The sequence below is a fragment of the Enterobacter sp. I4 genome (genome assembly GCF_022669095.1).
Taxonomy (GTDB): domain Bacteria; phylum Pseudomonadota; class Gammaproteobacteria; order Enterobacterales; family Enterobacteriaceae; genus Enterobacter; species Enterobacter pasteurii.
This window is the reverse complement of the sequence record NZ_JALBUO010000001.1, coordinates 1,398,627-1,417,763: the sequence shown is the minus strand read 5'-3', so window position 1 is coordinate 1,417,763 and position 19,137 is coordinate 1,398,627. Positions and strand designations below refer to the sequence as shown.

Below are 19,137 nucleotides of genomic sequence, written 5' to 3'. Positions count from 1 at the left end.
TAATGGTTCATTAACAGCTGCGCTTCACCGTATAATTGTTCCGTTAACAACAGGAGCACATGATGAAGGCAACGAAACTCGCCGTAATTACCCTTTTTGCACTGATGGCCCTCAGCGGGATCGGTGGCGTTATGCTCGCAGGCTACTCGTTTATTGTCCGCGGCGGTGTTGGCTGAGATACGCGGCCAGACGTTCGAACAGGCGATCCACCACAATAGCCGCCAGCGCGACCAGAACGGCGCCCTGGATAATATAGGCCGTATTAAACCCGCTTAACCCGATGATGATTGGCGTACCAAGCGTATTCGCTCCCACCGTCGAGGCGATGGCTGCCGTACCGATGTTGATAATTACCGACGTCCGCACGCCGGCGATAATCACCGGTGCAGCCAGCGGCAGCTCAACCTTAACCAGCCGCTGCCGGGCGCTCATCCCCATCCCTTCCGCTACGCTCAGCACCGATGCAGGCGCCGCCGCAATACCCGCCAGCGTTCCCTGCAGAATGGGCAACACGCCGTACAAAATCAGCGCAACGATCGCCGGCTCCTGTCCAAAGCCGATGGCCGGAACCGCAATCGCCAGCACGGCTACGGGCGGGAAGGTCTGCCCCGTTGCGGCGATGGTCTCCACCAGCGGGCGAAACTCCCTGCCCGCAGGTCTCGTCACCGCAATACCTGCCCCCACGCCCAGCACGATGGCGGCCACGCTCGAAACCGCCACCAGCCAGAAGTGCGCCAGGGTGAGATTAACAAAGCTCTCCTGCTGATAAACCGGACGCGGCAGCCCGGGAAACAGCGCGCTGAACAGCGACGCGCTGTGCGGCATCAGGAAAAGCAGGGCAATAAAGAGCAGCACCAGCCAGAGCAAGGGATCACGCACCCGCTTCACGCGTCACCTCCCCCGCCAGCAGATCGCGGAAATGGATCGTTCCGCACGGCGTTCCCTGCGCATCCGCCACCGGCAACGCTTCACACTGCCTCGCGACAAACGCCGATAACGCATCGCGCAGGCTCATCTGGTCGTGCAGCGCTTCGCCGCCAACCCGCGCATCCTGCGGGCGCATATAGTCCCTGACGGTGCGCAGCGAGAGCAGCCTGACGCCCAGCTCGCTGCGGCCAAAAAACTCGCGCACAAAGTCGTTTGCCGGCGCCGTCAGCAGCTCAAGCGGCGTCCCCTGCTGAACGACCTCACCGCGATCCATCACCACCAGACGATCGGCCAGACGCAGCGCCTCGTCGATATCGTGGGTCACCAGAACGATCGTACGCCCAAGGATCCGATGGATGCGGCTCATCTCCGCCTGCAGCGCGCCGCGCGTAACCGGGTCCAGCGCGCCAAAGGGCTCATCCATCAGCAGCACCTGCGGGTTGGCGGCCAGCGCGCGCGCCACGCCGACCCGCTGCTGTTGTCCGCCGGAAAGCTGATGCGGATAGCGGCCGCGAAGCGACGCGTCAAGCCCCAACAGCGCCATTAGCTCGTCGACGCGCGCGTTGATCTTCGCCCGCGACCATTTCTCCAGCTGCAGCACAGTGGCAATATTCTGCGCCACCGTCCAGTGGGGAAACAGGCCGATGGACTGAATGGCGTAGCCCATCCGACGCCGCAGCTCAAGCACCGGCAGGCTGCGGATCTCTTCTCCGGCAAAGCGAATCGTCCCGCTGTCATGCTCCACCAGCCGGTTGATCATCTTCAGGGTGGTGGATTTTCCCGATCCCGACGTACCGATCAGCACCGAAAACGCCCCCTCGGCAAAGTTCAGGTTCAGGTGGCTTGCCGCCGGACGGCCCGCAAAGGTTTTACTTACATCGTGAAATTCAATCATTGGCTCTTCTCCCGAGCAGCGCGAGCCACAGGGCAAATAAGGCATCCAGCACGACCGCCAGCGCAATGGTGGGTACGACGCCCAGCAACACCAGATCCAGCGCGCTGCTGAGCAGCCCCTGGAAGACCAGCGCCCCAAAGCCGCCCGCCCCAATCAGCGCGGCAATCACCGCCATCCCCACGGTTTGCACCGTCACCACCCGCAGGCTGCGAACCAGCAGCGGAAGCGCAAGCGGCAGCTGTACTTTCCAGAAACACTGGCGCGCACTCATCCCCATCGCGCGCGCGCTTTCCAGCACGTCCGGCGCAACCTGGCTTAGCCCCGCCACCACGCCGCGCACCAGCGGTAACAGCGCATACAGCACGAGGGCGATAAGCGCCGGCGTCAGCCCGGTTCCGGCAATGCCCACCGCGGCCAGGGCAGGGAAAGTTTTCACCAGACCGGCCAGAGGGGCAATCAGCAGGCCGAACAGGGCGACGGAGGGAATGGTCTGAATGACGTTGAGCACGGTAAAGACAGCGCCCTGCTGGCCGGGATGCCGGTAGCACCACATGCCAAGCGGCACGCCCAGCAGCAGCGCCGGGAGCAGCGTTCCGCACAGGATCGTCAGATGCTGCACCAGCGCGTTGTCAAATACCTCCTGGCGGTTGGCGTACTCTTTTAACAGCGAGAGCTGATCCAGATCGCCGCTGAAGAGGATCAGCAGCGGAATAACCCAGAACTGCGCGTTAAGCAGCCAGCGCCAGACTGGCATCGGCGTCAGACGGCGAATGGCATCGCTACAGGCCAGCAGGCAGAGCGCCAGCCACAGCCACAGGCCGCTGCCAATTGACGTGCGGGCAAGCGGGCTTTCAACCGAGGCCATCTGCGCTGCCGCCTGCCCCGCGCTCCAGAACAGCACGATAAACAGCGCTTCGCAGAGAAGTAGCGTCAGCCATTGCGCGGCGCGGCCCGGCCAGAGCGATAAGGCAACGGCACCCGCCAGCGCCGCCCCCAGCAGCAGCGGCGTAAACGACCATATCTGCCAGAGCGCACGCGGCTCGCCCGACACCAGGCGGTTTGGTGCAACATTCACAAAGGGTAACGCGACCGCCGCGATGGCCACGCAGGCCAGCAGCAGCAGTACGCGGTTATGACATTTTATTGGCACAGCCTTATCCCGTTACTTCACAAGCCCTTGTTGCTTCAGGAAGTCGGCAGCCACTTTTTTGGCATCCAGCCCCTCAACGGCAATGCTGGCGTTCAGCTGTTGCAGCGTTTTCGCATCCAGTTTTTCAAAGACCGGCTTCAGCCATTCGTCCATATCCGGATAGGCTTGCAGAACCGCCTCGCGCACCACCGGGGCGGGGGCGTAAATCGGCTGAACGCCCTTCGGATCGGTTAAGGTTTGCAGGCCAAGCGCCGCTACCGGCCCGTCGGTGCCGTAGGCCATCGCGGCATTCACGCCGGAAGTTTGCTGCGCCGCCGCCTTGATGGTCACGGCCGTATCGCCGCCCGCCAGAGAGAGCAGCTGAGCCTGGTCAAGCTTGAAATCATAGGCTTTTTCAAACGCCGGCAGGGCATCCGCGCGCTCGATAAACTCGGCCGAGGCCGCGAGCTTAAACTCGCCCTTCTCTTTCAGGTAGCGGCTGAGATCGTCAAGCGAGGCAAGCTTGCCCTTTTCGGCGATATCTTTGCGCACCGCGATTGTCCAGGTGTTGTTGGCCGGTGCCGGCGTCAGCCAGATCAGCTTGTTTTTCTCCGCGTCCAGCGTTTTGACTTTGTCATAGCCGGCTTTGGCATTTTTCCAGGCCGGATCGTTTTCATCCTTGAAGAAGAACGCTCCGTTGCCGGTGTATTCCGGATAGATATCCAGCTCGCCAGAGGTGATAGCGCCGCGCACGACCGGCGTGGTGCCAAGCTGCACTTTATTGACCGTTTTCACGCCGTGGCTTTCAAGCACCTGCAAAATGATATTGCCGAGCAGCGCTCCCTCGGTATCAATTTTGGAGCCTACCTTAACCGGCTCAGCAGCCTGTAGCGGCAGGCTCAGCGCCGCCAGAAGCACCGCTGAACCTGAAATCCCCTTAATAATCGTCATTCTGCTTTCCTCATTATTTTGTGGCCTTTTTCATAGGCTTGAGAGAAAAGCGTAGCTTAAAACGGCGAATTTAACCGTTTTTAGTACAAGATGAGAGACATCCCCCGGCCAGGCGGGGGATGGTGAGGCAGGAAGGGTTATTGCAGTTCGAATTCGGCTTTGTTCACGCGGGCGGAGTCCACGCCAATAAAGACGTTGAATTTGCCAGGCTCGGCATCGTATTTCATCTGCTGATTCCAGAACTTCAGCGCGCTCACGTCGATCGGGAAGCTGACCGTTTTGGTTTCGCCCGGCTTCAGGTTGACCTTCTCGAAGCCGCGCAGCTGTTTCACCGGACGGCTCATGGAGGCGGTGACGTCCTGCACGTACATCTGGATCACCGTTGCCCCTTCGCGCTTGCCGCTGTTGGTCACGTCCACGCTGGCGGTGACCTTGCCGTCACGCGTCATGGTCGGGGCTGACATTTTCACGTCAGAAACCCTGAAGGTGGTGTAGCTCAGGCCGTAGCCAAACGGATACAGCGGGCCGTTGGCCTCGTCGAAGTAGCGCGAGGTGTACTTGTTCGGCTTATCGGCATTATAGGGGCGACCGGTGTTCAGGTGGCTGTAGTAAACCGGGATCTGCCCGACGGAGCGCGGGAAGGACATCGGCAGCTTGCCGGACGGGTTGTAATCGCCAAACAGCACGTCGGCAATGGCGTTACCGCCTTCGGTACCGGCAAACCAGGTTTCCAGAATGGCGTCAGCCTGCTGGTCTTCTTTCACCAGCGCCAGCGGACGGCCGTTCATCAGCACCAGCACCAGCGGCTTGCCGGTGGCTTTCAGGGCCGCGATCAGATCGCGCTGGCTTTGCGGAATGGTGATATCGGTACGGCTGGAGGCTTCGTGCGCCATCCCCTGCGCTTCACCCACGACCGCGACCACCACGTCGGACTGCTTCGCGGCGTTAACCGCTTCGTCGATCATCGCCTTCGGCGTGCGCGGATCCACCTTCACCGCTTCCTCATACTGATTGAGGAACGTGACGATGTCTTTGTCGTCAGTGACGTTCGCGCCTTTGGCGTAGATAACTTTCGCGTTCTCGCCCACGGCGCTCTTGATGCCGGTCAGCACGGTAACGGACTGATCGGCCACGCCCGCGGCGGACCAGCTGCCCATCACGTCACGCTTGCTGTCGGCCAGCGGGCCGACCACGGCAATGGTGCCGGATTTTTTCAGCGGCAGCGTGTCGAGGCGGTTTTTCAGCAGCACCAGGCTTTCGCGAGCCACTTCCCGGGCCTCTTTACGGTGCAGGCGGCTTTCGGCGTTGGTGTCCGCCGGGTCAGACTCCTTCGGCCCCAGATGGCTGTACGGATCGTTAAACAGCCCCATGTCGTATTTCACGTTCAGCACGTGCCGCGTGGCGTCGTCCAGCTCCGCCATCGTCACCTTGCCGCTCTTCACCAGCCCCGGCAGGTATTTGCTGTAGTATTCGTCGCTCATGCTCATGTTGATGCCGGACTTGAGCGCCACGCGCACCGCATCTTCCGGGTCAGACGCCGTACCGTGTTTAATCAGCTCTTTAATCGCGCCGTGGTCAGAAACGGTGATGCCCTTAAAGCCCCACTGGTCGCGCAGCACGTCTTTCAGCAGCCAAGCATCGGAGGTGGCTGGCGTGCCGTTGAGAGAGTTCAGCGCTACCATCACCGCGCCGCTGCCCGCGTCCAGCCCCGCTTTGTACGGCGGCATGTAGTCGTTGAACAGGCGCTGCGGACTCATGTCGACGGTGTTGTACTCTTTGCCGCCCTCCACCGCGCCGTAGGCCGCGAAGTGCTTAACGCTGGTCATCACCGAGTAGCGATCCGCCGGGCTTTTACCCTGCATCGCTTCCACCATGGCCTTGCCCATCGTGGCAGTTAAATACGTATCTTCACCAAAGCCCTCTGACGCGCGGCCCCAGCGCGGATCGCGGGAGACGTCGACCATCGGTGCCCAGGTCATGTTCAGGCCGTCGTCTGCGGCTTCATATGCCGATACGCGCCCGACGGTTTTCACCGCATCGAGGTTAAAGGAGGAGGCTAAGCCGAGGCTGATGGGGAAAACGGTACGCTGGCCGTGCAGCACGTCGTAGGCGAAGAACAGCGGAATTTTCAGGCGGCTGAGCGCCATCACCTGATCCTGCATGGCGCGGATATCCTGACGGGTGACGGTGTTAAAAATCGCCCCCACCTGGCTATCTTTAATCATCTCGCGGATGGCTTCTTTTGGATTATCCGGGCCGACGCTGATCAGCCGCAGCTGGCCGATTTTCTCATCGACCGTCATCTTTTTGAGCAATTCCGTGACAAACGCGTCGCGGGCTTCAGGCGTGAGCGGGTGATTACCAAACAAATCCTCTGCCAGCGCAGGCTGCAGCGCCAGGCTGACGGCGACACCTACAGAACATAGCCATTTCATGTCGTTATTCTCTCTCATCAATAACCGCGGGAAGCACCCGGCCAGACCGTGCGAAAAGCGCAGTGTGCCACAAAGCCCGAAAACCTTGCAGGGTTATTCTCTGATTTTTCTCATGAATACCCGACCCCTTAACGGCTAATCGCGCTATGCTTTACAGCGAGAAATTTGCCCCACCACAAGGAGTGGAAGATGTCTTCTGTTCGAACTGACGATAACAATACTTTTATTAACGAACTGTCGCGCCTGGTTGGTCACTCTCACCTGCTCACCGACCCGGCCAAAACCGCCCGCTACCGTAAGGGCTTTCGCTCCGGACAGGGCGACGCGCTGGCGGTGGTCTTCCCCGGCACGCTGCTCGAACTGTGGCGCGTGCTGAGCGCCTGCGTCGCGGCGGACAAGATTATTTTAATGCAGGCTGCCAATACCGGCCTGACCGAAGGCTCCACGCCGAACGGTAACGACTACGATCGTGACATCGTCATCATCAGCACCCTGCGTCTCGACAAGCTGCACCTGCTGGACAAAGGTGAACAGGTGCTCGCCTTCCCCGGTACCACCCTTTACTCGCTGGAAAAAGCGCTCAAGCCGCTGGGACGCGAGCCGCACTCGGTGATCGGCTCCTCGTGCATCGGCGCGTCGGTGATCGGCGGGATCTGCAATAACTCCGGCGGCTCGCTGGTGCAGCGCGGCCCGGCCTACACGGAGATGTCGCTGTTTGCGCGGATTGATGAAAACGGCAAGCTGACGCTGGTGAACCATCTGGGCATCGATCTGGGCGTAACGCCCGAGCAGATCCTCAGCAAGCTTGACGACGACCGCGTAAGGGATGAAGACGTACAGCACGATGGCCGTCACGCGCACGACCATGATTACATCACCCGCGTGCGCGACATCGACGCCGATACGCCGGCGCGCTATAACGCGGATCCGGATCGCCTGTTTGAATCCTCCGGCTGCGCGGGCAAGCTGGCCGTATTTGCGGTGCGCCTTGATACCTTCCCGGCGGAGAAAAAACAGCAGGTGTTTTATATCGGCACCAATCAGCCAGAGGTGCTCACGGAGATCCGCCGCCATATTCTTGCGGAGTTCACCCACCTGCCGGTGGCGGGCGAGTACATGCACCGGGACATTTACGACATCGCCGAGCGCTACGGCAAAGACACCTTCCTGATGATCGACAAGCTCGGCACCGACAAAATGCCGTTCTTCTTCACCATGAAGGGCCGCACCGACGCGATGCTGGAGAAAGTCTCGCTGTTTAAGCCGCACTTCACCGACCGCTTCATGCAAAAGCTGGGCAACGTCTTCCCGGCGCATTTACCGGAGCGGATGAAGACCTGGCGTGACAAATATGAACACCACCTGTTGCTGAAGATGGCCGGTGACGGCATTGAAGAAGCGCAGAGCTGGCTTACGGCGTTTTTCGAATCCGCCGACGGGGATTTCTTCGCCTGTACGCCGGAAGAAGGCAGCAAGGCCTTCCTGCACCGTTTTGCCGCGGCGGGAGCCGCCATTCGCTATCAGGCGGTGCATTCGGAGGAGGTGGAAGATATCCTGGCGCTGGATATTGCGCTGCGCCGCAACGATACCGAGTGGTTTGAACACCTGCCACCGGAGATCGACAGCAAGCTGGTGCACAAGCTCTACTACGGCCACTTTATGTGCTATGTCTTCCACCAGGATTACATCGTCAAAAAAGGGGTTGATGCGCATGCGCTGAAAGAGCAGATGCTGGCGCTACTGCACGAGCGCGGCGCACAGTACCCTGCCGAGCATAACGTGGGCCATCTGTATAAGGCGCCGGAAACCCTAAAAGCGTTTTATCGCAAAAATGACCCTACCAACAGTATGAACCCCGGCATTGGCAAAACAACCCGGAAGAAATACTGGAAAGAGAGTGCCGAAACAGCGCAGGACAATACGCAAGCCGCTGATTGAACCCAGCAGCCAAATTTTAGAGATTGTTAAGCCTTCCGCATCCTACTAGAGTAGCTGCCTGTAGCCAGAGAAACGTTTCTCTGGCTTTCCTGACTGAGGAGCAGGCAGAGCATGTCGGCTATAGAAATTTTATCCGAAACCGAAATTGAGGTGCGCGACGCCCTTCCTGACGATGCGCATGCCATCTCGGCGATATACGCCTGGCATGTGCTTCATGGGCGTGCGTCGTTCGAGGAAGTTCCCCCAACCGTCGATGAGATGCGTCAGCGGATAAAGAGCGTGACCGACAGCGGCTTACCGTGGCTGGTCGCGCTGTATCGCGGCATCATCGTTGGCTACTGTTACGCCACGTTTTATCGTCCTCGCCAGGCCTACCGGTATACCCTTGAAGAATCCATCTATGTCGATGCCAGCACCACCGGCCGCGGGTTTGGTTCGTCCCTGCTTCAGGCGCTGATTGCCCGCTGTGAGCAAGGGCCCTGGCGGCAGATGATTGCCGTCGTTGGTGACGGGCAGAATAACCCCGGGTCGTTACGGCTGCATAAAAAACACGGTTTCGAGATTGTGGGCCAGCTCAGGAGCGTGGGATACAAGAAAGGCGACTGGCGGGACACGGTAATGATGCAGCGCCCGCTCAACGACGGGGACTGGACGCTGCCGGAATAAGGGCACGATCTGGTGCCCTCACCCCGGCCCTCTCCCTGTGGGCGAGGGAGAAAACTTTGCTCAGTCGTTCTGCGCCGTTGCCATCTGCTGCGCTTTCTGCTTTTTATACGCCAGCGCTGAAGCCGGCACCGGCTGCACTTTCCCGGTTTCAATCCAGGTACGCAGACGGCTCGCATCCGCAAAGTGAGTGTATTTGCCGAAGGCATCCATCACCACCAGCGCCACCGGCTTGCCGTTGAACACGGTGCGCATCACCAGGCAGTGTCCTGCCGCATTGGTAAAGCCGGTCTTGGTTAGCTGAATATTCCAGTTATCACGATAAACCAGATGGTTGGTGTTCCGGAACGGCAGCGTGTAGGCCGGGTTCGAGAATGTCGCCATATCTTCACGCGTGGTGCTGAGCTGGCCAATCAGCGGGTATTGCTTACTGGCGATCAGCAGCTTCGTTAAATCTCGCGCCGTCGAGACGTTATGGATCGACAGGCCGGTTGGCTCCACGAAACGGGTGTTTTTCATTCCCAGCGCTTTGGCTTTTGCGTTCATCGCGCGAATAAACGCGTCGTAACCGCCAGGATAATGATGGGCGAGGCTTGCCGCCGCGCGATTCTCAGAGGACATCAGCGCCAGCAGCAGCATATTTTTACGGCTGATTTCACTGTTCAGACGAACGCGGGAATAGATCCCTTTCATCTCCGGCGTGTGGCTGATATCCACCTTCAGCCTTTCGTCCAGCGGCAGTCGCGCATCAAGCACCACCATCGCGGTCATGACTTTGGTAATAGAGGCAATCGGGCGCACCAGATCCGGTTGACTGGCGTAGATCACCTTGTTGGTATTCAGGTCAACGATCATCGCGCTGCCGGAAGCAATCTGTGGCTGCGCAGCAGCGGTAGCGACTGCGGGGGTTTTGGCGACGGCTGGCGCGGTAGCGGACACACCCAACAGCAGCGCAAGGCTAAGTAGTGAAACTCGGAATTTCAGCATGATGAGACTTCTGATAATGATTCACGCACGTTATGACGTACACCGCCTGCGTCGACGCGCTTCACAGGCTGGCTTCGGCATCATAGCGGGCAGCGAACGATGTCGCCAGCGGAGAATCATGAGCAGATGCTGCATTGCTGGCATTTACGCCAGCAATGCAGTGGAGCTAAAAGAGACGGTATCCATAGCCCCAAAGAATGACCGTCAGGGCCAGAAGCGCCTCCAGGACCAGAACGCCGATGGCCAGCGTTGAGCTGGAGAAGCTCAGGCCCTCTTCTCTATTGATATTCAGGAAGGTTGGCACCCCCACATACAGCAGATAACCGGTGTAAAAGAGGGCAACCGTACCGATCAGCGCGCACAGCCAGACCAGTGGATAGAGCGCGACAATACCGCTTAAGAACAGCGGGGTCGCGACGTACCCGGCGAAGACCATACAGTGCGCCAGCGACGGGCGCTGCGGGTAGTTGCGCGCCATCCAGTGGATGACCCGCCCCATCACCGCCACCCCGGCCAGCATCAGTCCATAGAACAGAATGGCCATATACAAACCGGTAAACCAGGAGAGCTTAACCACGGTGCCATCACCAAAGTTCCAGCCGATTTGCGTTGTACCAATAAACGCGCAGACCACCGGCACCGCCGCCATCAGCAGCACGTGGTGGGTGTAGTGATGCGCGACCGTTTCGTTCTCGTTTCGGATCACCTGCATTTCACGATCGGGATGGGAGAAAAGTCCCCAGACATGGTTCATAACGCCCCCTTGTTGTCGGCCCGTCAGCGATAGCTTAAGTATAATGCAGCCTTTAGATTATTTTATGTACAGTGGGAAATTTCCGTTGATTGCCGCGCGGTTGATGGATGGGGTATATGATTAACGCAGGCATTTTAAGGGAGATGACATTTACAGCATGGATATCAACGGTCTCATTGAGCAATATGGCTACGCCGCGCTGGTGATCGGCAGCGTGGCAGAGGGCGAAACCATCACGCTGCTGGGCGGCGTCGCCGCACACCAGGGACTGCTGTCGTTTCCGCTGGTGGTCGCCGCGGTGGCGCTGGGCGGAATGATTGGCGATCAGCTGCTCTACTTTCTGGGGCTGCGCTTTGGCCCAGCGCTCCTGCAGCGTTTTGCCAGGCATCAAAAGAAAATCCGCCGCGCCCAGCGCCTCATCCAGCGACATCCCTATCTGTTTGTGATTGGCACCCGCTTTATGTACGGCTTTCGCATCATTGGCCCAATACTGATTGGCGCCAGCCGCTTACCGCCGAAAATCTTCCTGCCGCTCAACATTATCGGGGCGATTGCCTGGGCGCTTATCTTCACCACGCTTGGCTACGCGGGCGGCGAGGTAATCGGGCCGTGGCTGCATAACCTCGATCGGCATCTTAAGCACTGGGCGTGGTTGATCCTCGTGGTGGTGGCGGTAGTTGGGGTGCGGCTGTGGCTTAAGCATCGCGAAAAGCGGCGGGATGAGGAGTGAGTGCGCCCTGCTGCCCTCACTCCGTCCCTCTCCCACCCGGAGAGGGAGAAGGGTATCTACCCTTGTGGCTTAAACTGCGGGTTCGCCAGCATAAAACCGCCGTCGACAATAAACGACTGCCCGGTGGTGTAGCTGGCGTCACTGTCGCATAGCCACGCCACCAGGCTGGCAATTTCTTTGGTGTGCCCGGGGCGCGCCAGCGGGATTGACGGCATTGATCCCTCTTTAACTTCGCTGTCGTCCATGTCGTTCATTGGCGTGGCAATCGCGCCGGGGGCGACGGCGTTCACCAGGATCTTATGCTGCACCAGCTCCAGCGCCATCGACTTGGTTAACCCGCCCAGGGCATGCTTTGCGGCGGTGTAGGCGCTGGCTTCCGGCAGCGGCGTATGTTCATGCACCGAAGTGATGTTCACTATTCGCCCCCCTTCCCCCTGCTTCACCATCTGACGCGCGGCGATCTGCGAGCAGAGAAACGCGCCGTCGACATCAACGGTAAATATGTTCCGCCAGTCGTCGAAGGACAGGTCAAGAAAAGACGATTTGTTCATTGCCCCGGCATTGTTAACCAGCACATCCAGCCGCCCGAAGCGCGCAACCAGCGTTTCAATGGCCCTGGCGCCTTCCGGCAGGTTGCTCAGGTCCAGATGAATGGCCTCGGCGCGCTGCCCGCGCGCTTCAACTTCACGGCAGGTTTCCAGCGCTCCTTTTTCATCCGAATGCCAGGTCACGCCGATATCAAACCCGCGTTCGGCCAGCATCAGGGCCGTCGTTTTACCAATTCCCGAATCCGATGCGGTAACAATTGCGACTCGCGTCATACTCACCTCCTGAAAATCTGCAAAGAGATAAGTATAGATAACGCGCGATTTTAGCCGTGATGATATCCGCCACCCAGCGCGGAGGTCAGCTGGAGCGTGGCATCCACGTACTGGCCTTTCAGCATCAGGCCGGAAATACGCTCCCTGAGCGCCGGAATTTTTGCCTCGCTCACCCGCGAACCGGCAACGATCCCCGCCCTGAAGCGCGCCTGCGCCAGCGCAACGACTCGCGCCGCGTCTTTTTCGATCTGCTGCTGGTGCTGGTTTTTGGCGGTCAGCGTTTCCACTTCGCTTGCCGTGCGGGCGACCTGATTTACGGCGTCCACCACGGCCTTGTTGTAGTTCGCCACGGAGAGGTTGTTCTGCGCCTGAGCGATATCCAGGTTCGCATTCAGGCGACCGCTGTCAAAGATCGGCAGCGTCAGCCCGGCGGTCACGCCCATCTGCTGCGCGGACGAGCGGAACAGGTCGCTCAGGTGCAGCGCATCCTGCTGTAAGAAGGCCATCAGATTAACGTCCGGGTAGAACGCGGCCTTCGCGGCATCCACTTCGCTCATGGACGCTTCGATATACCAGTGGGCTTCCTGCAGGTCCGGACGGCGGGCCAGCAGCTCGTAGCCGAGCGTGGACGGCAGCGTTGCCTCTACCGCGGGCAGTGGGCGTTTGGCAAGGCTAACGGAAGGCGTGTTGGTCAACGCGTTCAGGCGCGCTTCAATAACCCTCATTTTACCCTTCACGTCAGCTAGCTGCTCGTCGGTTTTACCGGCATTGATATCGGTTTCAACGCCCTCCACCGAGGAGGTAATGCCGTGCTGATAAAGGTCACGATCGGCACCGATGATATTTTCCTGCTCCTGTTTAATCTGGGCGAGCACATCCCCCACGGCGGCCTCGGTCTGCCAGTCCCAGTACAGGCGCGCGACGCTGCTCGCAAGCAGCTGGCGGGTTTGCTCCAGCTCCGCTTTTTGCGCATTCACCTTACCGATGCGGGCCTCAATCCGGGCGCGATTTTTGCCCCACAGATCCAGATCCCAGCCCGCCGTCAGGCCGAAGGTCCCGTTGGTGTACCACGGACCGGTGGTTCCCGCGGCGGGGTCAGTCAGGGCAAACGGCCCCATCAGCCCCTCAGCCGACATTTTTTGCCGCTCAACGTCTGCGGAAAAATCCATCTGCGGGCCATCCGCAGCGATGGCGGCCTTCGCCTGCGCTTCCGCAAGCGTGATGCGCTGCCGGGCAATTTGCATATCCGGCGCATCGGCTATCGCTTTGGCGATCAGCGAACTGAGCTGCGGATCGTTATAGTCTTTCCACCATTCGCTTTTCGGCCAGTCGGCATGGCGCAGCGGGCTATTCACCGACGCGGCCGCCGTTTGCGCCTTTACTGGCGACACCGTCGCATGTTCCGGCGCGCAGGCGGCCAGGATTAAAACAAGGGGAGCACTCAGAGATAAAATAAGAAAACGTTTCATTACGCCATGCACTCAAAAAAATAAAGGCGCAACTTACGCTTGATGGCGCAGCGTTTTTTAGTAACGCGTGGCAATCCGTACATTGTCATACATTTTTATATTCGGAAATTTATATCCTTAAAAAATGTATTAATTACATGTATTCATACCAATTATGAATTGGCTGCTACACTTATTCACGACAGACATACGCAGGAGAAGCGAATGAAAATACTATTGTGGGTTATTTTGATTATATTTCTGATAGGGCTGCTGGTGGTAACCGGCGTATTCAAGATGATTTTCTGATTCTGTCGCCCGGCGTCCTGCCGGGCGAGCATAGTAACGCTTTTAATGCTTCGACTGGATCACCCGCGCAATCTCTGCCGAGGTTTGCAGCGTCCGGATCTCCTGAAATAACCCCAGCGCTTCGCCGTACTCTTTACGCAAATAGCTCAGCCACTGTTTAATGCGCGCAACGTGGTACAGCCCGGTATCGCCCTGCTTCTCCAGCCGCGTGTATTTTTGCAACAGCTTAACCACGTCAGCCCACGGCATGCGCGGCTCGTTATATTTCACCACCCGGCTGAGGTTTGGCACGTTAAGCGCGCCGCGGCCGATCATCACCGCATCACAGCCGGTCTCCTTCAGGCAGGCCTGCGCGCTCTCGTAATCCCAGATTTCACCGTTGGCGATAACCGGTATGGCAAGCCGCTTGCGGATCTCGCCTATGGCCTGCCAGTTGATGCGCTCGGCTTTATAGCCGTCCTCTTTGGTGCGCCCGTGAACTACCAGCTCGGTTGCTCCGGCCTGCTGCACCGCGTCAGCAATTTCAAACTGCTTATCGCCACTGTCCCACCCAAGACGCACCTTAACCGTGACCGGCAGATGCGACGGCACCGCCTCACGCATGGCCTTTGCGCCGCGATAAATCAGCTCAGGATCCTTGAGCAACGTCGCCCCGCCGCCGCTGCCGTTCACCAGCTTTGACGGACAGCCGCAGTTAAGGTCAACCCCGTAAGAGCCAAGCGCCACCGCGCGGGCGGCGTTTTCCGCCAGCCACTCGGGATACTGGCCGAGCAGCTGGATGCGCACCAGCGTTCCGGAAGGGGTACGGCTCTGACGGTGCAGCTCAGGGCAGAGGCGATAAAAGGATTTTTCTGGCAGCAGCATATCGACCACGCGCAAGAACTCCGTCACGCAGAGATCGTAATCGTTCACCTCGGTTAGCAGCTCGCGCACGAGCGAGTCGAGCACGCCTTCCATCGGGGCCAGTAAAACACGCATTCTGAGTACCTGTGAAAAAAGACGCGCTATAGTAGCTGCTCTCTATGTATGTTGAAAGCCCGGCGTTCCATTGCGGAATGTCTGGTATGCGCAAAATTCATGATGTGATCCGTGGCACATTTTCAGGTTTAATTGTATGATGAATACGTCTCAGCAAGGACTTTCACCATGAGCAAATCACTGAATACTATCTGGCAATATCTTCGCGCCTTCGTCCTGATTTATGCCTGTCTGTACGCCGGCATTTTTATCGCCTCGCTGCTGCCCATCGTCATCCCCGGCAGCATTATCGGCATGCTGATCCTGTTTGTGCTGCTGGCTTTACAGGTTCTGCCTGCGCAATGGGTCAACCCGGGATGCTTCGTGCTTATTCGCTATATGGCCCTGCTCTTTGTGCCTATCGGCGTCGGGGTAATGCAGTATTACGATGTGCTTAAAGCGCAGTTCGGCCCGATTGTTGTCTCCTGCGCCATCAGCACGCTGGTGGTGTTCCTGGTGGTGAGCTGGAGCTCGCATCTGGTGCACGGTGAACGTCGCGTGGTCGGGCAGAAAGGAGCTAAAAAATGATGGCCAATATCTGGTGGTCCCTGCCGTTAACGCTGGCGGTGTTCTTCGCCGCGCGTAAGCTTGCGGTTCGTTTCAAAATGCCGTTGCTTAACCCGCTGCTGGTTGCCATGGTGGTAATTATTCCTTTCCTGCTGCTTACCGGCATTCCCTACGAGCGTTACTTCGCCGGGAGCAAGATCCTCAACGATTTATTGCAGCCTGCCGTGGTGGCGCTGGCGTTTCCTTTATATGAGCAACTGCATCAGATCCGCGCTCGCTGGAAGTCGATTATCACTATCTGCTTCGTGGGTAGCCTGGTGGCGATGATCACCGGCACCTCAGTGGCCTTGCTGATGGGCGCGTCACCGCAGATTGCCGCCTCTATCCTGCCTAAATCCGTCACCACGCCAATTGCCATGGCCGTGGGCGGCAGCATTGGCGGCATCCCGGCCATCAGCGCCGTGTGCGTAATATTTGTCGGTATTCTGGGCGCGGTGTTTGGCCACACGCTGCTGAATATCATGAAAATTCGTACCAAAGCGGCGCGCGGTCTGGCGATGGGCACCGCTTCGCACGCGCTGGGCACCGCACGCTGCGCGGAGCTGGACTACCAGGAAGGGGCGTTCAGCTCGCTGGCGCTGGTGATCTGCGGGATTATTACCTCCCTGGTCGCGCCGTTTATCTTCCCGGTTATTCTGGCGGTAATGGGCTAAAATTTGCGATGCGTCGCGCAAATTTCATTTTCATTTCATAAGTTGCACACATAATGAGATTTGGATCACATATAAAGGCCGAACGGCTCCGTACACTACCGATCCATTAACCTTGATGAGGCAACGTCATGCATCCACGTTTTCAAGCTGCTTTCTCTCAGCTTGCAGAGAATTTGCAATCAGCCCTGGCTCCGGTTCTGGCGGATGCGCATTTCCCCGCCCTGCTGACGGCAGAACAGGTCTCGACGCTTAAGCAGGCGACGGGGCTGGACGAAGACGCGCTGGCTTTCGCCCTGCTGCCGCTGGCGGCTGCCTGCGCCCGCGCTGACCTTTCCCATTTTAACGTAGGTGCAATCGCGCGCGGCGTGAGTGGAACCTGGTACTTCGGTGGGAACATGGAGTTTCTCGGCGCCACCATGCAGCAAACCGTTCACGCGGAGCAGAGCGCCATCAGCCACGCCTGGCTGCGCGGTGAAAAAGCGCTGAGCGCCATCACCGTCAACTATACCCCCTGTGGCCACTGCCGCCAGTTTATGAACGAGCTGAACAGCGGTCTGGAGCTGCGCATCAACCTGCCGGGACGCGCGCCGCATACGCTGGGCGATTATCTGCCTGACGCTTTTGGCCCGAAAGATCTTGAGATCAAAACCCTGCTGATGGACGAGCAGAACCACGGTTTTGCGCTGACGGGGGATGCGCTCAGCGAGGCAGCCATTGCGGCCGCGAATAAAAGCCACACGCCGTACAGCAAATCCCCAAGCGGCGTCGCCCTTCAGTGCCGCGACGGGCGCATCTTCACCGGTAGCTATGCAGAGAACGCCGCGTTTAACCCGACGCTGCCCCCGCTGCAGGGTGCACTGAACCTGCTCAGCCTGAACGGGTACGACTACCCGGATATTCAGCGCGCCATTCTGGCTGAAAAAGCCGATGCACCGCTGATCCAGTGGGACGCCACCGCGGCCACGCTGAAAGCGCTGGGCTGTTCGACCATCGAGCGCGTCCTGCTCGCATAATCACGTCGGCGGGCAGAAATGCCCGCCCGTCTGACGAAAAACCCCTCAGTTGATTCGCTGTTTCTTGCGCTAACCAGGCGGGTACAGTAGCCTGAGGGAAATTTCATCATCGGTACGAGCCATCTGCATGTTAAAGCGCGTGTTTTACAGCCTGTCTGTCCTGGTCGGCATACTGCTGTTGATCGTGCTGGGCCTCGACCGCTGGATGAGCTGGAAAACAGCTCCCTACATCTTCGATGACCTTCAGGACCTCCCCTACCGCCAGGTGGGCGTGGTGCTCGGTACCGCCAAGTATTATCGCACCGGCGTCATTAATCAGTACTATCGCTACCGTATTCAGGGCGCGCTCAACGCCTATAACAGCGGCAAGGTGAACTATCTGCTGCTGAGCGGTGATAACGCGCTGCAAAGCTATAACGAGCCGGTGACGATGCGCAAAGATCTGATTGCCGCAGGCGTCGACCCGGCCGACATCGTGCTCGACTACGCCGGGTTCCGCACGCTGGACTCCATCGTGCGCACCCGCAAGGTGTTCGACACCAATGACTTCATCATTATCACCCAACGCTTCCACTGTGAGCGGGCGCTGTTTATCGCGCTGCACATGGGCATTCAGGCCCAGTGCTACGCCGTGCCGTCGCCAAAAGATATGCTGAGCGTACGCGTGCGCGAGTTTGGCGCCCGCTTCGGCGCCCTGGCTGACCTGTACCTGTTCAAGCGCGAGCCGCGCTTTTTAGGCCCGCTGGTGCCGATCCCGGCGATGCATGAAGTACCGGAAAATGCGCAGGGTTACCCGGCGGTGACGCCGGAGCAGCTGCTGGAAATGCAGAAGAAAAAATAAACCCGCCATGCGGCGGGTTCAGGGTTATCGATTGGCTTATTTCTTACGCGCGTACTTCAGTGAATCCAGCGCAACCGCGAAGATGATAATCGCGCCCTTGATGATGTACTGCCAGTAAGGGTTCACGCCGATATAGGTCAGGCCGTAGTTAATCACGGTGAAGATGATCACACCGGTCACCACGCCCAGCACGGTGCCTACGCCGCCGCTGAAGGAGACGCCGCCAACCACGCAGGCCGCAATCGCATCCAGTTCGTACATAAAGCCGAGGTTGTTGGTGGCAGAGCCGATGCGGCCCGCTTCCAGCAGCCCGCCGAAGGCGTAGAACACGCCGGACAGGGCATAAATCATCAGCAGGTTCAGGGCCACGTTAACGCCGGAGACCTTCGCCGCTTCCGGGTTACCGCCGATGGCGAAGATGTTTTTACCGAAGCGGGTTTTGTTCCACAGGATCCAGACGAACGCCACCGCAATCAGCGCATAGAAGGTGATATAGGAGAGCCGGAAGCTGCCCAGCGCCACAAACCCCTGCGTGAAGGTGGAGAAACCGCTGTCGAAGCCGGAGATGGGGGACGCGCCGACGAAATCGTAGTACAGGGAGTTGATACCGTAAACGATGATCATCGTGCCCAGCGTGGTGATAAATGGCGTCACGTTCAGGTAAGCGATGATGATGCCGTTAATCAGGCCAATCACCGCGCCGATGGCGCAGACGATCAGGATCACCACAAAAATCGGCATGGTTGCCATCTCCGGGAACACCTTGTTGGCGTTTTCCATCGACTGCAGCAGGGTTGCCGCAATAACCGCCGCCAGACCCACCTGGCGCCCTGCCGAAAGGTCAGTCCCCTGGGTTACGATAAGCCCCGCCACGCCCAGCGCGATAATAATACGCACGGAAGACTGGGTCAGAATGTTACTCAGGTTCAGCAGGCTTAAGAACGTAGGGTCCTGGAAAATAATAATTGCCAGCAATACTAAAAGAACAACGTAAATACCGCCTTCTTTCAGATAAGTGAGAAAACTTTTTTTATTTAACGCACTCATGAGGAGCCCCTG

At 58.7% G+C, this 19,137-nt stretch carries 19 protein-coding genes; 8 read left to right on the top strand and 11 right to left on the bottom strand.

The genetic code is table 11. The features are described from left to right. Nucleotides 1-62: 62 nt before the first annotated feature. Nucleotides 63-176: a protein YohO gene (locus MOQ06_RS06810; protein WP_148422764.1), complete on the top strand. Its 114-nt coding sequence runs from the start codon at nt 63-65 to the stop codon at nt 174-176. Here MOQ06_RS06810 and MOQ06_RS06805 read toward each other — a convergent pair. The 5 genes from MOQ06_RS06805 to bglX all read right to left on the bottom strand — a co-directional run bounded on the left by MOQ06_RS06805 (nt 151) and on the right by bglX (nt 6,337). Continuing rightward, the gene (locus MOQ06_RS06805) at nt 151-888 is read right to left on the bottom strand and encodes an ABC transporter permease (RefSeq protein WP_242172147.1); all 738 of its coding nucleotides are present in this window, start codon (nt 886-888) and stop codon (nt 151-153) included. The two genes, MOQ06_RS06810 and MOQ06_RS06805, sit on opposite strands and share 26 nt — an antisense overlap. After that, nucleotides 872-1,822 (bottom strand): ABC transporter ATP-binding protein, encoded by a 951-nt coding sequence (locus MOQ06_RS06800; protein WP_242172146.1) that lies wholly within the window; start codon nt 1,820-1,822, stop codon nt 872-874. Before MOQ06_RS06800 ends, MOQ06_RS06805 begins: the two co-directional genes overlap by 17 nt. Further along, complete coding sequence (locus MOQ06_RS06795; RefSeq protein ID WP_242172145.1) at nt 1,815-2,972, bottom strand: ABC transporter permease; 1,158 nt, start codon at nt 2,970-2,972, stop codon at nt 1,815-1,817. The genes MOQ06_RS06800 and MOQ06_RS06795 overlap by 8 nt, the downstream gene beginning before the upstream one ends. 12 nt (nt 2,973-2,984) lie before the next feature. Next, nucleotides 2,985-3,902 (bottom strand): ABC transporter substrate-binding protein, encoded by a 918-nt coding sequence (locus MOQ06_RS06790; protein ID WP_176609898.1) that lies wholly within the window; start codon nt 3,900-3,902, stop codon nt 2,985-2,987. 137 nt (nt 3,903-4,039) lie between these two features. Further along, nucleotides 4,040-6,337 carry a beta-glucosidase BglX gene (gene bglX, locus MOQ06_RS06785; RefSeq protein ID WP_242172141.1) on the bottom strand — a complete coding sequence of 766 codons (2,298 nt, stop codon included), beginning with the start codon at nt 6,335-6,337 and terminating at the stop codon, nt 4,040-4,042. 189 nt (nt 6,338-6,526) lie between these two features. On the opposite strand from bglX, the gene dld reads away from it, so the two are divergent. Together dld and MOQ06_RS06775 are read left to right on the top strand one after the other, a co-directional pair. Beyond that, the gene (gene dld, locus MOQ06_RS06780; RefSeq protein ID WP_242172137.1) at nt 6,527-8,275 is read left to right on the top strand and encodes a D-lactate dehydrogenase; all 1,749 of its coding nucleotides are present in this window, start codon (nt 6,527-6,529) and stop codon (nt 8,273-8,275) included. Between the two features lie 111 nt (nt 8,276-8,386). Beyond that, nucleotides 8,387-8,941 (top strand): GNAT family N-acetyltransferase, encoded by a 555-nt coding sequence (locus MOQ06_RS06775; protein WP_148422754.1) that lies wholly within the window; start codon nt 8,387-8,389, stop codon nt 8,939-8,941. Between the two features lie 60 nt (nt 8,942-9,001). On the opposite strand, the gene pbpG is transcribed toward MOQ06_RS06775, so the two are convergent. Further along, nucleotides 9,002-9,925 (bottom strand): D-alanyl-D-alanine endopeptidase, encoded by a 924-nt coding sequence (gene pbpG, locus MOQ06_RS06770; RefSeq protein ID WP_148419839.1) that lies wholly within the window; start codon nt 9,923-9,925, stop codon nt 9,002-9,004. A gap of 166 nt (nt 9,926-10,091) precedes the next feature. Further along, nucleotides 10,092-10,679: a Yip1 family protein gene (locus MOQ06_RS06765; protein WP_193355602.1), complete on the bottom strand. Its 588-nt coding sequence runs from the start codon at nt 10,677-10,679 to the stop codon at nt 10,092-10,094. 157 nt (nt 10,680-10,836) lie between these two features. On the opposite strand from MOQ06_RS06765, the gene MOQ06_RS06760 reads away from it, so the two are divergent. Next, the gene (locus MOQ06_RS06760) at nt 10,837-11,409 is read left to right on the top strand and encodes a DedA family protein (protein WP_176609896.1); all 573 of its coding nucleotides are present in this window, start codon (nt 10,837-10,839) and stop codon (nt 11,407-11,409) included. 56 nt (nt 11,410-11,465) lie between these two features. On the opposite strand, the gene MOQ06_RS06755 is transcribed toward MOQ06_RS06760, so the two are convergent. The 3 genes from MOQ06_RS06755 to dusC all read right to left on the bottom strand — a co-directional run bounded on the left by MOQ06_RS06755 (nt 11,466) and on the right by dusC (nt 14,965). After that, on the bottom strand, nt 11,466-12,230 hold the full coding sequence (locus tag MOQ06_RS06755; RefSeq protein ID WP_193355603.1) for an SDR family oxidoreductase: 765 nt from the start codon (nt 12,228-12,230) through the stop codon (nt 11,466-11,468). Nucleotides 12,231-12,280: 50 nt separating this feature from the next. Beyond that, a complete protein-coding gene (gene mdtQ, locus MOQ06_RS06750; RefSeq protein ID WP_242172134.1) occupies nt 12,281-13,699 on the bottom strand; it encodes a multidrug resistance outer membrane protein MdtQ in 1,419 nt (472 codons plus the stop codon). 330 nt (nt 13,700-14,029) lie between these two features. Continuing rightward, nucleotides 14,030-14,965: a tRNA dihydrouridine(16) synthase DusC gene (dusC, locus tag MOQ06_RS06745; protein ID WP_148419843.1), complete on the bottom strand. Its 936-nt coding sequence runs from the start codon at nt 14,963-14,965 to the stop codon at nt 14,030-14,032. Nucleotides 14,966-15,133: 168 nt separating this feature from the next. Between dusC and MOQ06_RS06740 the strand changes: the two genes are divergently transcribed. The 4 genes from MOQ06_RS06740 (at nt 15,134) to sanA (ending at nt 18,078) form a co-directional block, all read left to right on the top strand. Further along, nucleotides 15,134-15,532, top strand: a complete 399-nt coding sequence (locus tag MOQ06_RS06740; RefSeq protein WP_148419844.1) for a CidA/LrgA family protein — start codon at nt 15,134-15,136, stop codon at nt 15,530-15,532. Beyond that, entirely contained in the window at nt 15,529-16,224 is a 696-nt protein-coding gene (locus tag MOQ06_RS06735; RefSeq protein WP_148419845.1) for a CidB/LrgB family autolysis modulator, read from the top strand. Before MOQ06_RS06740 ends, MOQ06_RS06735 begins: the two co-directional genes overlap by 4 nt. A gap of 128 nt (nt 16,225-16,352) precedes the next feature. Continuing rightward, complete coding sequence (gene cdd, locus MOQ06_RS06730) at nt 16,353-17,237, top strand: cytidine deaminase (protein WP_193355606.1); 885 nt, start codon at nt 16,353-16,355, stop codon at nt 17,235-17,237. 127 nt (nt 17,238-17,364) lie between these two features. Beyond that, nucleotides 17,365-18,078, top strand: a complete 714-nt coding sequence (gene sanA / locus MOQ06_RS06725) for an outer membrane permeability protein SanA (RefSeq protein ID WP_176609890.1) — start codon at nt 17,365-17,367, stop codon at nt 18,076-18,078. A 36-nt stretch (nt 18,079-18,114) separates the two neighbouring features. On the opposite strand, the gene mglC is transcribed toward sanA, so the two are convergent. Next, entirely contained in the window at nt 18,115-19,125 is a 1,011-nt protein-coding gene (gene mglC / locus MOQ06_RS06720; RefSeq protein ID WP_176609889.1) for a galactose/methyl galactoside ABC transporter permease MglC, read from the bottom strand. Nucleotides 19,126-19,137: the final 12 nt, after the last annotated feature.

Excerpts from the sequence above, each read along its gene's own strand:
- MOQ06_RS06810 (WP_148422764.1), top strand. The coding sequence starts at position 63 with ATGAAGGCAACGAAACTCGCCGTAATTACCCTTTTTGCACTGATGGCC.
- MOQ06_RS06800 (WP_242172146.1), bottom strand. The coding sequence starts at position 1,822 with ATGATTGAATTTCACGATGTAAGTAAAACCTTTGCGGGCCGTCCGGCG.
- MOQ06_RS06790 (WP_176609898.1), bottom strand. The coding sequence starts at position 3,902 with ATGACGATTATTAAGGGGATTTCAGGTTCAGCGGTGCTTCTGGCGGCG.
- bglX (WP_242172141.1), bottom strand. The coding sequence starts at position 6,337 with ATGAAATGGCTATGTTCTGTAGGTGTCGCCGTCAGCCTGGCGCTGCAG.
- dld (WP_242172137.1), top strand. The coding sequence starts at position 6,527 with ATGTCTTCTGTTCGAACTGACGATAACAATACTTTTATTAACGAACTG.
- MOQ06_RS06775 (WP_148422754.1), top strand. The coding sequence starts at position 8,387 with ATGTCGGCTATAGAAATTTTATCCGAAACCGAAATTGAGGTGCGCGAC.
- pbpG (WP_148419839.1), bottom strand. The coding sequence starts at position 9,925 with ATGCTGAAATTCCGAGTTTCACTACTTAGCCTTGCGCTGCTGTTGGGT.
- MOQ06_RS06765 (WP_193355602.1), bottom strand. The coding sequence starts at position 10,679 with ATGAACCATGTCTGGGGACTTTTCTCCCATCCCGATCGTGAAATGCAG.
- MOQ06_RS06760 (WP_176609896.1), top strand. The coding sequence starts at position 10,837 with ATGGATATCAACGGTCTCATTGAGCAATATGGCTACGCCGCGCTGGTG.
- MOQ06_RS06755 (WP_193355603.1), bottom strand. The coding sequence starts at position 12,230 with ATGACGCGAGTCGCAATTGTTACCGCATCGGATTCGGGAATTGGTAAA.
- mdtQ (WP_242172134.1), bottom strand. The coding sequence starts at position 13,699 with ATGAAACGTTTTCTTATTTTATCTCTGAGTGCTCCCCTTGTTTTAATC.
- dusC (WP_148419843.1), bottom strand. The coding sequence starts at position 14,965 with ATGCGTGTTTTACTGGCCCCGATGGAAGGCGTGCTCGACTCGCTCGTG.
- MOQ06_RS06740 (WP_148419844.1), top strand. The coding sequence starts at position 15,134 with ATGAGCAAATCACTGAATACTATCTGGCAATATCTTCGCGCCTTCGTC.
- MOQ06_RS06735 (WP_148419845.1), top strand. The coding sequence starts at position 15,529 with ATGATGGCCAATATCTGGTGGTCCCTGCCGTTAACGCTGGCGGTGTTC.
- cdd (WP_193355606.1), top strand. The coding sequence starts at position 16,353 with ATGCATCCACGTTTTCAAGCTGCTTTCTCTCAGCTTGCAGAGAATTTG.
- sanA (WP_176609890.1), top strand. The coding sequence starts at position 17,365 with ATGTTAAAGCGCGTGTTTTACAGCCTGTCTGTCCTGGTCGGCATACTG.
- mglC (WP_176609889.1), bottom strand. The coding sequence starts at position 19,125 with ATGAGTGCGTTAAATAAAAAAAGTTTTCTCACTTATCTGAAAGAAGGC.